General features: G+C 69.6%; 14 protein-coding genes. 6 read left to right on the plus strand and 8 right to left on the minus strand.

All coding sequences use genetic code 11. The features are described from left to right. Positions 1-73: 73 nt before the first annotated feature. The 3 genes from BSY19_RS14290 to BSY19_RS28590 all read left to right on the plus strand — a co-directional run bounded on the left by BSY19_RS14290 (position 74) and on the right by BSY19_RS28590 (position 4,759). Positions 74-1,456 (plus strand): porin, encoded by a 1,383-nt coding sequence (locus BSY19_RS14290; protein WP_069054744.1) that lies wholly within the window; start codon positions 74-76, stop codon positions 1,454-1,456. A gap of 275 nt (positions 1,457-1,731) precedes the next feature. Then, positions 1,732-4,086 carry an OmpA family protein gene (locus BSY19_RS14295; protein WP_150129624.1) on the plus strand — a complete coding sequence of 785 codons (2,355 nt, stop codon included), beginning with the start codon at positions 1,732-1,734 and terminating at the stop codon, positions 4,084-4,086. Positions 4,087-4,099: 13 nt separating this feature from the next. After that, positions 4,100-4,759: a hypothetical protein gene (locus BSY19_RS28590; RefSeq protein WP_069054746.1), complete on the plus strand. Its 660-nt coding sequence runs from the start codon at positions 4,100-4,102 to the stop codon at positions 4,757-4,759. Between the two features lie 6 nt (positions 4,760-4,765). Here BSY19_RS28590 and BSY19_RS14305 read toward each other — a convergent pair whose 3' ends face one another. Both BSY19_RS14305 and BSY19_RS14310 read right to left on the minus strand, forming a co-directional pair. Continuing rightward, entirely contained in the window at positions 4,766-5,668 is a 903-nt protein-coding gene (locus tag BSY19_RS14305) for an alpha/beta fold hydrolase (RefSeq protein ID WP_069054747.1), read from the minus strand. A gap of 139 nt (positions 5,669-5,807) precedes the next feature. Continuing rightward, a complete protein-coding gene (locus tag BSY19_RS14310; RefSeq protein ID WP_069054748.1) occupies positions 5,808-7,880 on the minus strand; it encodes a lytic transglycosylase domain-containing protein in 2,073 nt (690 codons plus the stop codon). A gap of 168 nt (positions 7,881-8,048) precedes the next feature. On the opposite strand from BSY19_RS14310, the gene dapA reads away from it, so the two are divergent. The 3 genes from dapA to smpB are packed head-to-tail and all read left to right on the plus strand — an operon-like array spanning position 8,049 to position 10,112. After that, on the plus strand, positions 8,049-8,942 hold the full coding sequence (gene dapA / locus BSY19_RS14315; RefSeq protein WP_069054749.1) for a 4-hydroxy-tetrahydrodipicolinate synthase: 894 nt from the start codon (positions 8,049-8,051) through the stop codon (positions 8,940-8,942). Between the two features lie 52 nt (positions 8,943-8,994). Beyond that, positions 8,995-9,642 carry an FMN-binding negative transcriptional regulator gene (locus BSY19_RS14320; protein ID WP_069054750.1) on the plus strand — a complete coding sequence of 216 codons (648 nt, stop codon included), beginning with the start codon at positions 8,995-8,997 and terminating at the stop codon, positions 9,640-9,642. Beyond that, a complete protein-coding gene (gene smpB, locus BSY19_RS14325; RefSeq protein WP_069054751.1) occupies positions 9,639-10,112 on the plus strand; it encodes an SsrA-binding protein SmpB in 474 nt (157 codons plus the stop codon). Before BSY19_RS14320 ends, smpB begins: the two co-directional genes overlap by 4 nt. 683 nt (positions 10,113-10,795) lie before the next feature. On the opposite strand, the gene BSY19_RS14330 is transcribed toward smpB, so the two are convergent. The 6 genes from BSY19_RS14330 to rnc form a co-directional block, all read right to left on the minus strand. Beyond that, positions 10,796-11,428 (minus strand): LabA-like NYN domain-containing protein, encoded by a 633-nt coding sequence (locus tag BSY19_RS14330; RefSeq protein ID WP_069054752.1) that lies wholly within the window; start codon positions 11,426-11,428, stop codon positions 10,796-10,798. 142 nt (positions 11,429-11,570) lie between these two features. After that, positions 11,571-12,155: an orotate phosphoribosyltransferase gene (gene pyrE, locus BSY19_RS14335; protein WP_069054753.1), complete on the minus strand. Its 585-nt coding sequence runs from the start codon at positions 12,153-12,155 to the stop codon at positions 11,571-11,573. A gap of 85 nt (positions 12,156-12,240) precedes the next feature. After that, positions 12,241-12,519, minus strand: coding sequence for a helix-turn-helix domain-containing protein (locus BSY19_RS14340; protein WP_069054754.1), 279 nt, complete (start codon positions 12,517-12,519; stop codon positions 12,241-12,243). Next, the gene (locus tag BSY19_RS14345; RefSeq protein WP_069054755.1) at positions 12,488-12,763 is read right to left on the minus strand and encodes a BrnT family toxin; all 276 of its coding nucleotides are present in this window, start codon (positions 12,761-12,763) and stop codon (positions 12,488-12,490) included. The genes BSY19_RS14340 and BSY19_RS14345 overlap by 32 nt, the downstream gene beginning before the upstream one ends. Positions 12,764-12,846: 83 nt before the next feature. Next, entirely contained in the window at positions 12,847-13,773 is a 927-nt protein-coding gene (era, locus tag BSY19_RS14350; RefSeq protein WP_069054756.1) for a GTPase Era, read from the minus strand. Beyond that, positions 13,766-14,497, minus strand: a complete 732-nt coding sequence (gene rnc, locus BSY19_RS14355; RefSeq protein WP_069054757.1) for a ribonuclease III — start codon at positions 14,495-14,497, stop codon at positions 13,766-13,768. Before rnc ends, era begins: the two co-directional genes overlap by 8 nt. Positions 14,498-14,501 lie beyond the last annotated feature (4 nt).

The raw sequence follows: 14,501 nt of genomic DNA on the forward strand, positions 1-14,501 counted from the left end.
AGGGTCTCCTGGGGCCTCTCACCAATGAAGCGGTGGAAGCCCGAGGGTCTCGAAACTCTTTTGGAGGTTACCAATGAAGCTCGTTAAGAGCCTCCTCCTCGGTTCCGCCGCCGGCTTCGCCGCGGTCGCCGGGGCTCAGGCCGCCGACCTTCCCTCGCGGAAGGCCGCTCCGGTCGAATACGTTCGCGTCTGCTCCGCCTACGGCGCAGGCTTCTTCTACATCCCCGGCACCGAGACCTGCCTCCGCGTCGGCGGCCGCGTTCGCGCCGAGTACACGGTCGGCACCCGCTACGGTGAAGGTCAGGACGCTTACGGCACCCGCTCGCGCGGTCGTCTGAACGTCGACGCCCGCACCGCGACCGCCTACGGCACGCTGCGCACCTTCTTCCGCTACGAGCTGACGGTTTCGTCGGGCTTCTACGCCGGCACCATCGGCGGCAACCAGGGCATCATCGCCCCCGGCCAGGCCCGCAACGGCCAGGGCGGTCCTGGCACCGCTTCCAACCTCGACCTGGCCTTCGTCCAGTTCGGCCCGATCACCGCTGGTCGCGCGCAGTCGTTCTTCGACTTCTACGCCAACGACTTCGGCTTCTCGACCCTGCGCACGGCTGACTCGCGTCTGAACCTCCTGGCCTACACCGCCACGTTCGGTTCGGGCTTCTCGGCCACCGTGTCGCTCGAAGACCGCAACACCGGCACCGGCCAGCGCGAGAACGGCGTCGTCAGCCCGCTCGGCACCGCTGCGGTTCTCGGTCAGGACTTCCCGGACGTCGTCGCTTCGCTGCGCGTCGATCAGGGTTGGGGCTCTGCCCAGCTGTCGGGTGCGATCACCCAGCGCAACATCTCGAACACCGGCCCGTTGTTCAACGCGTCGAAGGATGAGATGGGCTTCGCCATTCAGGGCGGCGTCAAGATCAACCTGCCGATGCTCGCCGCTGGCGACGTCCTGTTCCTGCAGGCTGCCTACGCTGATGGCGCTCTCGGCTATCTCGGCTGGGGTGGTCAGTTCGGTTCGGGCCGCCAGACGACTGCGGTCGCCGGCAACCAGCTCGTCATCAACGACTTCGGCGTCTCGGCGTTCGGCAACACGAAGTCGGCCACCGGCTGGTCGATCGTCGCTGCGTTCCGTCACTTCTGGACCCCGCAGCTGCGCACCGAGATCTACGGTTCGTATAGCGAGCTGAGCCTCGGCTACACCCTCGCCGCTCAGGCGGTCCCGGGCGTCGTGTCGCGTCCGCTCGATCCGAAGGAGATGATCCTCGCTGGTAACCTGATCTGGTCGCCGGTTTCGGGTCTCGATATCGGTCTCGAGGTGATCTACACCCGCACCGAGCTGAAGCAGGCCGTCCTGGCCGCCAACAACGCTGGCGCCCGTCCGGTCCTGGCTGCCGGTGGCCGCCTGGTGAAGAGCGACGACGCTGTCGCCGCGCGCTTCCGCATCCAGCGCGACTTCTGATCGTCTCAAGCGATCTTAGTCAGGAAGCCCCGGGGAAACCCGGGGCTTTTTTTATGTCGGCCTGTCCCGCTGCGTGCGGCTGCAGGCCGCTCTGCTGTTGACAGCGGTCGAGCGAGACGCCTTCTTGGAGGTGTCGCCGCGTTCGGACGGGGACTGCGATCTCCGCTCCGTCCGGAGCCCGGATCGCGGCCTTTTCCTGGATCGGCGCGACGCCGCCTCTGGTGCTCGGGCCTCGACGCTTCAGGCCGGGGGCGAAGGGGCTTGGGGGTGAGGGCATGTCGCAGCCGGGACGTTGGCTTTGGGGGCTGGTGCCGCTGGCACTGCTCTGGGGCGCGGGGAACCTGTTTCTCGACGAGACCATCGAGCGGGACGTGACGCGCCGGGCCGTCGCCGCCGCAGTGTCCGTCGCCGGCGAGGCGCCGGGCGCGCGCCCGGTCACGGCCCAGATCGACGGGCGCGACGTCACGATCAGCGGCGAGGCCCTGTCAGCCGACGGCGCCGCACGCGCGCTGGCGCGGCTGCGGGCCGAATTCGGCGTCCGGCGTGCGCTCGGTGGGCTGTCGCAGGTCGTCCCGCAACGCCCCTACAGTTGGTCGGCCACCCGCCAGGGCGATGTGGTGACGCTGGGAGGCTATGTCCCCGACGAGTCCACGGCCCGGGCGCTCGTCGCCGCGGCCGAAAAGGCACTGCCGGGTGCGAAGGTCGAGGATCGGCAGGCCTTCGCCTTCGGCGCGCCGACCGGTTTCGGCGCGATGGCGGCTTCGGCCCTGGCCGAGCTGCCGCAACTCGCCACCGGCAAGGTGGCGCTCGACGACACCCGCTTCTGCCTCGAGGGCCGCGCGACCGGGCCCGACGCCTATCTTGCCCTGCAGGCCGCGCTCGGCCGCCTCGCGCGCGACGGGTTCCAGGCCGTGCCCTGCACCATCGAGCCGTCGGTCGTCTCGCCCTATCGCTGGAGCGTCGAGCGGCTCGCCGGCGATGTCCTGCGCCTCGAGGGTTTCTATCCGTCCGACGCGGCGCGCCAGCAGGTTCTGGCCCTGCTGCGGAATGCCTTTCCCGGCCAGGTCTCTGTCGACGACCGGCTGAAGCCGGGCGCTGGCGAGCCGGCTGCCTATCTGACCAAGGTCGGCCGCGCACTCGCGGATCTGGCGCGGCTGCGGCAGGGCAAGGCGGAACTGGAGGGGGACGCCTACCGGCTGTCGGGAGACGGCCCCGACACCTATGACGCCTGCCAGGCGCTGCGATTGCAGATTGCGCAGGGAGACGGCCCCGATTCGGTCGCCCAGGCGACGATCGCCTGCCCGCCTGAACCCCCGCCGCCCCCGCCGCCGCCTCCGCCACCGATCGAGAGCCTGATCCCGGCCCTGCCGGACCTCCCGGCACCGATCTTCCTGCCGTCCGAGCTTCCGGCTCCGGCCCCGGCGCCGCCGCCGGTCGAGGCCGCCGTCCCGCCGGCCCCGATGCCACCGGCTCCGCCTCCGCCTCCTGCCCCGCCGCCGGCCGTTGCGCTCGCCTGGTCCGCCACGATCGGGCGGGACGGTGTCGCGCTGCAGGGGCTCGTGCCCGATGCCGCGACGCGCGAAGCGCTTCTGGCGCGCGCCCGTGGCCTTGCCGCGTCGGGCGCTGTCGCCGACCGCATGGCCGTGGAACCGAACCTGCGCGACGCCGCCGACTATGCGGCGGCGACCGGTTTCGCGCTCGATCTGCTCGGCCGCCTCAAGGAGGGGACCGTGACCCTGGCCGGTTCGGCCCTGAGCCTCGCCGGGCAGGTCGCCGATGGCCGCGCCTGGACCGAGCTCGACGCGGCCCTGCGCCGGCGGCCGCTGCCGGCCGGCCTGTCCCTGGTCGGCGACGGGGCTGCGACGCTCGCCCTTCGCCCTTACGGACTGGCGATCTCGGTCGACCGGACCGGGCTTTCGCTCTCGGGGCATCTGCCGGACGTGGCGACGCGCGAGGCCTTGCGCGCACTCGTCGAGGCGTCGCCGCTCCAGGGCAAGTGGAGCGACGACACCCAGATCGTCCCCGGCGCGCCCGCGGGCTTCGCCGCGGCGGCCGCCATGGCGGTGACCAACCTGCTGCGGCTGGACCTCGGCTCGGCCACGATCGTCGACGACCTCGTCACCCTGCGCGGCCTGACCTGTCGCGATCTGATCCAGCGCGAGGTCGAGACCAGCGCCGCCACCGGCCTTCCGGCCGGTTTCCGCGCCGACGCGTCGATCGGTCTGCGCCAGACCGGCTGCGTCGTCGATCCTCCGGCGACCTGCCAGAACGATCTCGACGCGCTGACCAAGAACAACACCGTGCTCTTCGCGCAGGGCACTTCGGTCGTTCAGCTCGACGCGCCGACCGAGCGCGTCATCGCGGAGGCCGTCGCGATCCTGGCCCAGTGCCCGACGACGCGCATCACCATCGAGGGGCACGCCAACCGGGACGGCGAGCGCACGGGCTTCAACAACCTTGATCTGTCGGCGCGGCGCGCGCTGCGCGTGCGCGACGAGCTGGTCCAGCGCGGGATCGATCCGGCGCGGCTGGAGACGCAGGGTTTCGGCAGCACGCGGCCACTGGTGCCGCATGGCGCGCCCGAGGCCCGGGCGATGAACCGGCGCGTCCAGTTCACGGTCGCGAAGTAAGGGAGGGTCGGACATGCTGTATCTCGCCAGCCAGTTCGTCTGGTTCCTCGCCGCCGCCTTCGCGCTCGGCCTCGTCATGGGCTGGATCGGCCAGGATGGCAGCAAGCTTCGGCTCGGTGGCGCCGCCACCGGCTGGTTCGCCGCGATCTGGGGGCTCGGCGCCGCGTTGACCTGGCTGCAGTTCCTCAATGGCAAGCCGGCGGTCTGGGTCGAGACGGCGCTGCTGTTCACGGGCGTCTATGTCGCCGGTTGTGTCGCCGGGGCGCTGTTCTCCGGCACGCGCGCCTCGGCCGGGGCCGAAGCCCCCTCCGCCGTCGCCACGCTGCCGCCCGTCGCCGGCGAGGCCGACATTCCCGGGCAGCGCCCGGCCGGGCTCGTCGCGGCGAAGGAGGCCAGGCCCGACGATCTCAAGCTGATCAAGGGCATCGGCCGCCAGAACGAGGACCGGCTGCAGGCGCTCGGCATCTGGCATTTCGAGCAGATCGCCGCCTGGACGCCGGCCAATGTCGAATGGGTCGGCAGCTATCTCGCCTTCCCGGGCCGGATCGAGCGCGAGGACTGGGTCAGCCAGGCCAAGACGCTGGCTGCCGGCGGCGACACCGAATTCGCCAAGCGGGCCCGGGCCGGCCTGGTCGAGAGCTCGCGCGACGAGGACGAGCCGGCGAAGGCGTGAGGGGCCTCAGGCCGCCCGGCGCTCGGCCCGGGCGATCAGCCGGCCGATGCGCCGCACCATGTCCCGGCTGCCCAGAATCGGCGCATGGCCCTGGCCCGGCGCGACGAAGGTCTCGCAATCGGGGTGGCGCTCGCCCATCTCGACGAGCGTCTTCTCCGCCAGCAGGTCGGAGTTGGCGCCGCGGATCGCCAGCATCGGCACGGCGTTGAGCCCGTCGAAATAGGGCCAGAGGATCGGCAGCGGGGCCTCGAGGTCGAGCTCCTCCAGCACCTTCATCAGGTTGGTGTCGTAGTCCGGCCGCAGCGGCCCGTCGCGGTCGGTCCAGGTCCGGCGCGCCATCATCTCCCACTCCGCCTCGCCGAAGAGCGGGAATTGCTGGTCGGAGAGCCGCTTCAGGATTTCGGCGCCCTCGGCGAAGCTGCGCGGCAGCGGCAGCTTGCCGACATAGCCGCGGATGCGCAGCAGCCCGCGCGCGTCGATGATCGGACCGATGTCGTTGAGCACGACACCCCGGATCGCGCCCGGCCGGGCCGCCCCCATCGCCATGGTCAGAAGCCCGCCGCGCGAGGTGCCGACGAAGACGGCCGCCTCGATCCCGGTCGCCACCAGCACCTGCATCAGATCGTCGAGCTCGATGCGGATGTCGTAGTTCTTCCAGTCCTTGTCGAAGCCGGAGAGGCCGCGCCCGCGATAATCCAGCGCCAGCACGCGCCGCGGCTTCGCCTCGTCCTGCGACAGCGCGAACGCCAGTTCATGGAAATCGGCGGCCGTGCGCGCGAAGCCCGGCAGGCAGACGACCGGCAGGGCGGTGGCCGCCAGCGGGCCATAGTCGCGCAGATGAAGCCGCAGGCCGTCGCGGGCCGTGACGAACAGCGAGGTGAAGCCGGTTTTCGTCTCTGTTGCAGTCAATACTCAGCCCTCATCCTGAGGAGCGCCGCCAGGCGCGTCTCGAAGGATGGTTCCAGATCGCGCTGGAGCATCCTTCGAGACGCCGCGGGCCGCGGCTCCTCAGGATGAGGGCTGCGCGAAACCAGCCATCTGCCGCAAATTAATCCCGCCGCCCGCCGCGCTTCAAGTCATGGTCGATCAGATAGGCCGTGCGCTGGTTCAGCCGCTGGCGGTAGACCTGCAGGTTCTCCATCACCCGCTGCACATAGTTGCGCGTCTCGTAGAAGGGAATGCGCTCGATCCAGTCGACCGCATCGACCTCCGGCTTGCGCGGGTCGCCATAGGCCTCGATCCACTTCTTCACATTGCCGGAGCCTGCATTGTAGGCGGCGAAGGTCAGGATGTAGGAACCGCGCCACTCCCTCAGCAGGTCGTTGAGATGGGCGGCGCCCATCTGCGCGGAGTAGCGCGCGTCGCGGCCGAGCCGCGGCCAGTCGAAGGGCAGGCTGGCGCGCCGGGCCGTCTCGCGCGCCGTGGCGGGCATCATCTGCATCAGCCCGCGCGCACCGGCATGGGACACCGCGGTCGGGTCGAAGGCGCTCTCCTGCCGGGCGACGGCATGGACGATGGCGCGCTCCATCGGGTCGCCGAGCACGGGAAATTCAGGCACGCCCGTGGTCGGGAAGGCGGCGGTGTCGAGCGGGAAGCCGCGCTGCAGCGCGCTCTTGCCCAGCGCCAGCAGGGCGCGCGTGTCGCCTTCCCGCTGCGCGATCGCCGCGATCGCCTCGAGGGCAGGCGTGGTGTGGAGCCGCAGGCCGAGATCGACCAGCATCTGCGCGGCGAGATCGCGCTCGCCGATCCGGTAGAGCAGGCGCACGCCGGCATGGCCGGGCAGATGCTGCAGCGCCGCCGCCGCCGAGCGCCGCAGCGGCAGATCAGGCAGGCCGAGCCGCGCCCGCGCCAACTGCCCGTAATAGGCGATCGGATGCTCGGCGGCGCGCTCATAGGCGGCGCGTGCGTCCTCGGCCTTGCCGATCGCCTCGAAGGCGCGGCCCTGCCAATAGCCGGCGCGCGAGACGGAAATCGGCGTCTCGGCATGCCGCGCGGCCTCGCTGAAATGCTCGAGCGCGATCCCCGGCTGGTCGCGGAAGCGCAGGGCGATGAACCCGGCATGCCATTCCGCATCGATGCGCTCGGCCGCATCCTCGGCGCCATGGCCGGCCGCGACCTCATAGGCGGTCGCGGCATGACCGCCGTCGAGCAGCTTGCGAGCGATCAGGCGACGTTCCGTCCACCACTCGTCGCCGTCGCCGAGCAGGGCGGGATCGCGCGGCACGCCGGCCAGGAGTTTGGCCGCCTCCAGCGGCTTGTCGGCGCGGCGCGCCTGCTGCGCCTGCAGGAAGGCGAAGGAGACGTCGCCCTTCAGCGTGGCCGGCACCGCGCTGATCAGCGCCGGCGCGATCGGCCGCCGCGCCTGGCCGCTGGCGAGCCGGGCCCGCGCCAGCAGCACGTAATCGGCCGAGACCCGCGCCGCATTGCGCAGCGCCGCGGTGTCGTTGCCACGGAAGATGTAGCGCTCGGCCCGCAGGCGATGGTCGGCCGTCGTCAGACTGTCGCCGAACGCATCCAGCACGATCTTCTCGAGCGGCGCGCCGAGATGGTCCTGCAGCCAGCTCTGGCGGGCGAGCGCGGTCGCCTCCGCGTTGCGGCCCTCCGCCGCAAGCGCCAGCGCGAGCGCGATCCGCCCGGCGGGGCTGACCGGCTTCTGTCCCTGGAAGAAGGCCCGCACGATGGCCGGGCTCTTCCGCTCCGCGACCAGCATCTCCTCGGCCCGCCTGCGGAACAGCGTGGTCGCCGGGTAGTTCGGGTTCGCCTTCAGGAAGGCGTCGATCCGGGCGAAGGGCAGCACGCTCGCGGCGCTGCGGATCGCGACCCATTCGAGCAGCGCGCGGGCCGTGGGCTCGTCGAGCGAGGTGGCGATGGCGTCGGCCTCCGACAGCTGACCGCGGCGATAGGCGGTGACGGCCTTGGCGAGCAGGTCGAGATCGACCTCCGCCGCCCGCAAGGCGTCGGCCGGGTAGGGCGGCAGCGCCGCCGTGGTCTCGACATCGACGGCGCCGACCGGATCGCGCTGGGCGGGATGGGCGCCGTCGTCGCCCGCCAGCGATGGCGTCGCGAGCAGGAGCGGCAGCAGCAGGGCGATCATCCGCGAGCGGATGGCAGGCGAGGCCATGGCGGGCTCCACGGTCGGATGCGTCACCAGCGATGCTCGGGGAAGCGGGTTTATGAAGCCTTAACCATGGAAGGGCCTGTTTTTACGGCAGGCCGGCTTTGCCTGCCGCCGGGGACGGTTTATGTGTGACGCCCTCGTAACGAAATCTCGCTCCAGGACGCCGCTTCCATGACCCAGCATCCCGCCTTCACCGGTTCGCTCCCCGCGCTGGTGACGCCGTTCAAGGGCGGCCGGATCGACGAGGACGCGCTGCGCGCGCTGGTCGAGTGGCAGATCGAGAACGGGTCGAGCGGCCTGGTCCCGGTCGGCACCACCGGCGAGAGCCCGACGCTGTCGCATGACGAGCACAAGCGCGTCGTCGAGATCGTCATCGCCCAGGCCAAGGGCCGGGTGCCCGTCATCGCCGGCGCCGGCTCTAACAACACCACCGAGGCGATCGATCTCGCCGTTCATGCCGAGAAGGCCGGTGCCCAGGCCGCGCTCGTCGTCACGCCCTATTACAACAAGCCGACCCAGGAGGGCCTTTACCGCCACTTCAAGGCGGTCAACGATGCAGTCGGCATCCCGATCATCATCTACAACATCCCGCCGCGTTCGGTCGTCGACATGTCGGTCGAGACCATGGCGCGGCTCTACGAGTTGAAGAACATCGCCGGGGTGAAGGACGCCACCGCCAATCTCGCCCGCGTCTCGCAGCAGCGTCACGCCATGGGCGCGGATTTCATCCAGCTCTCGGGCGAGGACATGACGGCGCTCGCCTATATGGCGGCCGGCGGCCATGGCTGCATCTCGGTCGTCGCCAATGTCGCGCCGCGCCTCTGCGCCGATCTGATGACGGCCGCTCTGAAGGGCGACTATGCCGGCGCGCTGAAGGTTCAGGACCGTCTCGTGCCGCTGCATGATGCGATCTTCAAGGAGCCCGGCCTCGCCGGCGCCAAGCATGGGCTCGCTTTGCTCGGCCGCGTCGAGGAGGAGGTCCGTCTGCCGCTGTTGCCGGTGACGGCCGCGACCGGCAAGGTCATCCGCGACGCCATGGTGTTCGCCGGCCTGCTGAATGCCTAAATAGGGAGTCTGCGTCCGTCCGGTCCCCCGGCCGACGCCAGGGAGACCGAGTATGTACGAGCCGAGCCATTTCAAGGTCGAGGATCGCGCGGCGCTCTTCGCCGTCATGCGCGACCACCCGCTCGCGACGCTGGTCAGCGTCGGCGAGGACGGGCTGATCGCCAATCCGGTCCCGTTCGTGCTGCATGAGGGGGAGGGCGTACAGGGCGTGCTGCGCGCGCATCTCGCCCGCCCCAACCCGCAATGGAAGGCGATTGCGGCCGGCGCGCAGACGCTGGTGATCTTCACCGGCACCGAGCGCTATGTCACGCCGGCCTGGTATGCCTCCAAGCGCGAACACGGCAAGGTCGTGCCGACCTGGAACTACGTCACCGTCCAGGTCCGTGGCCCCGCCCGCACGATCGAGGATCCCGCCTGGCTCCACGCCCAGCTCGACTCGCTGACGCGCCAGCAGGAAGCGCCGCGCGACGAGCCCTGGAACGTCACCGACGCGCCGGAAGCTTTTGTGGCGGCGCAGATGCGCGGCATCGTCGGCATCGAGATCGAGATCGCCTCGCTGGTCGGCAAGTTCAAGCTCAGCCAGAACCGGCAGGACGCCGACAAGCTGGGCGTTTTCAATGGCCTGGCGGCCGATCCTGAATCGGAATCGCAGGCGATGGCGAGTCTCGTCAAGGCCCATGCCCTGGGAGGGACGTCATGAAGAAGCCCGATCCGGAGCGCTTCAAGCTCGCGGCCGACAACCGCAAGGCGCGCTACAACTACGAGATCACCGAGACGCTCGAGGCCGGCATCTCTCTGCAGGGCACGGAGATCAAGTCGCTGCGCGGCGGCAAGGCGACGATCGGGGAGAGCTATGCCGGGCCGATGGGCACCGAGCTCTTCCTGTTCAACGCGCATATCCCGGAATATCTCGAGGCCAACCGCTTCAACCACAACGTCAAGCGGCCGCGGAAGCTCCTGCTGCACCGCCGCCAGATCAACAAGCTGATGGGCGCGATCCAGCGTGACGGCTACACCGTGATCCCGCTCAAGGTCTATTTCAACGACAAGGGTCGGGCCAAGGTCGAACTCGGCCTCGGACGCGGCAAGAAGCTGCACGACAAGCGCGAGACCGAGAAGAACCGCGACTGGAACCGCGACAAGGCGAGGATCATGAAGGCGGGGGCGTGAGGCGCTGCGCGTGAGATGACGGCGCGGGGAACCCCTCTCCTGCATCGAAGTCGGCTGTTGCCGACTTCGACACCCTGAGAGCTGATCTCGGGCAGGCCCGAGATCAGTGAGAGGGGCAGGGGAGAGGTGTCGGCCCCTTGACCCGTAAGGCGCTGAGCCAACCTCAGCCGGCGGGAAGGGCTCGCCTCATGCGGATAACGGCCGACACCTCACCCTGCCCTCTCCTTACAGGAGAGGGTTCCCCGCGCCCTGGCCGGGCAGGTTCGCGCCCTGCGACAAACCTTATCCCCGCCCCCGAAACCCGTGCCTATTCTTCCCTCGCTCCGCCCGACCAAGGGGGCTGTCGCGAGGCATCGTGCGGCCGGGCGGGGTTTGCGGGTTTCGTCGTTCGAGGCTGTTGCGGGCTGAGGGCGGCGGAGGCGCAGATCGCCATCGCGCGGGTGAGTCAGGCCGCGCGACCCGAGACCCGGATAACCAGAAGGCGATCTGGTCGGCATCAAACACCTGCGCGCGGGGCGGGGCGGCGGCTGTTGGCGCTGCTTCGACACGACATTCGACATCGACATCGGCACGCAGCCGTCGACTGCGACGCCACCAGCGTCCCGCGCATCCCCTCGGATACGCCTTGGAGAGCCCGAAACCCCGCGGCGATCAGCCGGCCGGGGCTTTCGGTGCGTCGTGACTTAGGCCTCGGCGGGTTCGTCGCCCTGGCGGATGCCGTAGCGCCGCTCCAGCCCGGGATTGCCGGGCGTCACCGGCGCCCCAGCGGCGCCGCTGCGGGCGTTGCGCTCGGCGGGGTCGCGGCCGATCTTCTGCATCAGCTGGGCGAGGTCGATGAACTCGTCGCATTGCCGGCGCAGATCGTCGGAGACCATCGGCGGGCTGGTCGAGACGGTCGAGACGACCGAGACCTTCACGCCCTTGCGCTGCACCGCCTCGACCAGCGGGCGGAAATCGCCATCGCCCGAGAACAGGTAGATCTGGTCGAGATGGGGTGCGAGTTCGAGCATCTCGATGGCGAGCTCGATGTCCATGTTGCCCTTGATCCGCCGGCGCCCGGTGGCGTCGGTGAACTCCTTGGCCGCCTTGGTGATGACGCGGTAGCCGTTGTAGTCGAGCCAGTCGACCAGCGGCCGGATCGAGGAATACTCCTCGCTCTCGATCAGCGTGGTGAAATAGAAGGCGCGGATCAGGTTGCCGCGGCCCTGGAATTCCCGCAGCAGCCGGCGATAGTCCATGTCGAAGCCGAGCTGCTTCGAGGTCGCGTAGAGATTGGCGCCATCGATGAAAAGCGCGATGCGCGGGTCGGCCGCCATGGAAATCACTCCGTCTGAAATCGCTTCAAAAAACTCAAATGAAAAGCAAACACGGTCGAACCATGTCGGATCGGCGAAAATCGTCGGCGGCCGCTCGCCCCCTGCTGTGACCTCTCGCCGCAGCCGGCAAACGTGATGGGATTCAGACGCTCAGGCCCCGGCTGCCGGGCTTGGTCGCGGGAATCGCGGCGAGCTCCGGCGGCAGCGCGTCGGGCGCGTAGTCGGGCACGGCGTAGTCCATCAGGCTGACCAGCTCCATGCCGAGCTCGGCCCGGCCCGCCGAGCGGTCGATCAGGCAGGCGGCGCCGACGATCGTGCCGGGCTCGTCCTTCACCGAGTCGCGGCATTCGCGCAGCGAGAGGCCGGTGGTGATGATGTCCTCGATGATGATGCAGCGCGCTCCGGCGGGCAGGGTGAAGCCGCGGCGCAGCCTGAAGCTGCCGCCCTCGCGCTCGACGAAGACCGCCTTGGCGCCCAGATGCCGGGCCGTCTCGTAGCCTGGCACGATGCCGCCGATCGCGGGCGAGACGACATAGTCGATTTTGCCGAAGCGCGCTGCGATCTTGGCGGCCAGCGCCTTGCACAGCCGCTCGGTGCGCACCGGATCCTGGAAGACGAACATCTTCTGCAGGAAGACGCCGCTACGCCGGCCCGACGACAGGATGAAATGCCCCTCGAGCAGCGCACCCGCCTCGCGGAATTCGGCGAGAACCTCGTCGTTGGTCATGGCAGGCCCCGTCATCAAGTGGTCGCGCGTCTTATGGTGTGCGCGATAAAGGGCATCGGCGCGCAAAACTCAAGGCCGCGACGCCTCAGGCGACGGCCTTCGCCACCATCTCCGGATGCTGGGCGATCACGCGCACATAGGCGACGGCGAAGTCCGGCGCGGTTACCCGGGCCTGCTCCCAGTCGCGCAGCGTACCGACCGGGACGCAAAAGCGGCTGGCGAACTCCGCCTGCGAGAGGCCGAGCCCGGTCCTCGTCCGACGGATCAGGCGGGCGCGCTGCGCGCGGTCCAAGGCCTCGACCGTGACGTCGAAATCGGCGGCATCCGTGGGGTCAGCAGCCACTGCGATAGGCGCGTTCTTCACCCTGATTGCTCCTTCTCACCGAGATGAAGCGGGGCGCATCGCCCCGCCAGACGAAGACGCCGGTAAAGAGCCTCGCGCCGACGATGCCGATCACCTTGAAGCGTTCCTCCCCGTCGATCTCGCGGATCGAGGGCAGGATCAGATGGTTGTCGTCGGCAAAGATCCCGTCGCCGAAGGCCAGCGAGGCCCCGTGCTTGTCGCGGTTGGCCGCGTCCTTCGCAGGGTCGAACCGATCGTCCGTCATGCCAACGAAAGACTACGGGATTCCCGTATCGATGGCAAATCCTTCGCGCGCCGGCAACCGGGGATGCGCGGTGCGATCGACGCTCAGCCCTTCGGAAACTCCAGCCCCATTTCGCGATAGCGGGCCGGGTCGTCGCTCCAGTTCTCGCGCACCTTCACGAACAGGAAGAGGTGCACCGTCGCTTCGGCGGCTTCCGCGATCTCGATGCGGGCCTTCTGGCCGATCGCCTTGATCGTCTGGCCGCCTTCGCCGAGCACGATCTTCCGCTGGCCCTCGCGCTCGACATAGATCGTCTGCTCGATCCGCACCGAGCCGTCCGGGCGCTGCTGCCACTGCTCGGTTTCGACGGTGGAGCGATAGGGCAGCTCATCGTGCAGCCGCTCGAAGATCTTCTCGCGCGTGATTTCGGCGGCGAGGAAGCGCAGCGGCGCGTCCGAGATCTGGTCCTCCGGATAGAGCCAGGGGCCCAGCGGCAGCCGCGTCTCCAGCCAGGACAGGATGTCCTTGACGCCGTAGCCGGTCAGCGCCGCGATCATGAAGGTCGTCTCGAAGGACCCTTGCGCGTTCACCCTGGCGGTAATCTCGAGCAGCTTGTCCTTGGCGATGGTGTCGATCTTGTTGAGGATCAGGAATTTCGGCTGCCTCAGCTCGGCGAGCTTCTCGAGCAGGCGCGTGTTCTCCTCGTTGTCGAAGCGCTCGACATCGATCAGCACGCCGATCAGGTCGGCATCGGTGGCGCCGCCCCAGGCACTCGTCACCATCGCGCGGTCGAGCCGGCGCTTGGGCTGGAAGATGCCGGGCGTGTCGACGAAGATGATCTGCGCCGCGCCCGACATCGCGATGCCGCGCACCTGGGTGCGGGTCGTCTGCACCTTGCGCGAGACGATCGAGACCTTGGCGCCGACGAGCTGGTTCAGCAGCGTCGATTTGCCGGCATTGGGCGCGCCGATCAGCGCGACGAAGCCGGCCCGCGTCGGCGCCCGGGGCGCGCCGTCCGTCTCGTCAGCCATGGTCGCTCTCCATTGTTTCGGTCCACAGCCCCTCGCGGCGCAGGAAGGCTTCGGCGGCGGCCTGCTCGGCCAGCCTCTTGGACGGGCCCTGCGCCTCGGCATCGACGAGGCCGGTGATGCGCGCCGCGACCCGGAATACCGGCGCATGGTCGGGGCCCGAGCGGCCGCGCTCGGAATAGGTCGGTGTCGGATAGCCCTGGCCCTGGGCCCATTCCTGCAGCGCCGTCTTGGCGTCGCGCAGCGGCCGCACCGGCTTGAGCAGGCGCTCGCCGAAGGCGCGCTCGACCAGTCCGCGCGCCGCCTCATAGCCGCCGTCGATGAAGACGGCGCCGATGATCGCCTCGCAGGCATCGGCCAGGATCGCCTTGTTCTTGCGGGCGCCGCCGAGGATCTCGCCTTCGCCCAGCCGCATGAAGGCGCCGAGATTCCAGGCGATCGCGACCTCGGCGCAGGTTTCCTTGCGCACGAGATCAGCCAGCCTCCGCGACATGTCGCCTTCGGCCGCGGTCGGATAGCGGACGAACAGCATGTCGGCGATGCACAGCCCCAGTACCCGGTCGCCGAGGAATTCGAGACGCTGGTAGCTCTGCAGCCGCGGGCCTTCCGCGCTCATATGGGTCAGCGCGGTGTTGAGCAGCCCCTGGTCCTTGAAGGCATGGCCGAGCGTCGCCTGCAGGCGGGCCGTCTCGGGCGGCTTGCGCCCGTTGTCGCCGGCCTTGCTCACGTGC

Source organism: Bosea sp. RAC05, from assembly GCF_001713455.1.
Taxonomy (GTDB): Bacteria; Pseudomonadota; Alphaproteobacteria; order Rhizobiales; family Beijerinckiaceae; genus Allobosea.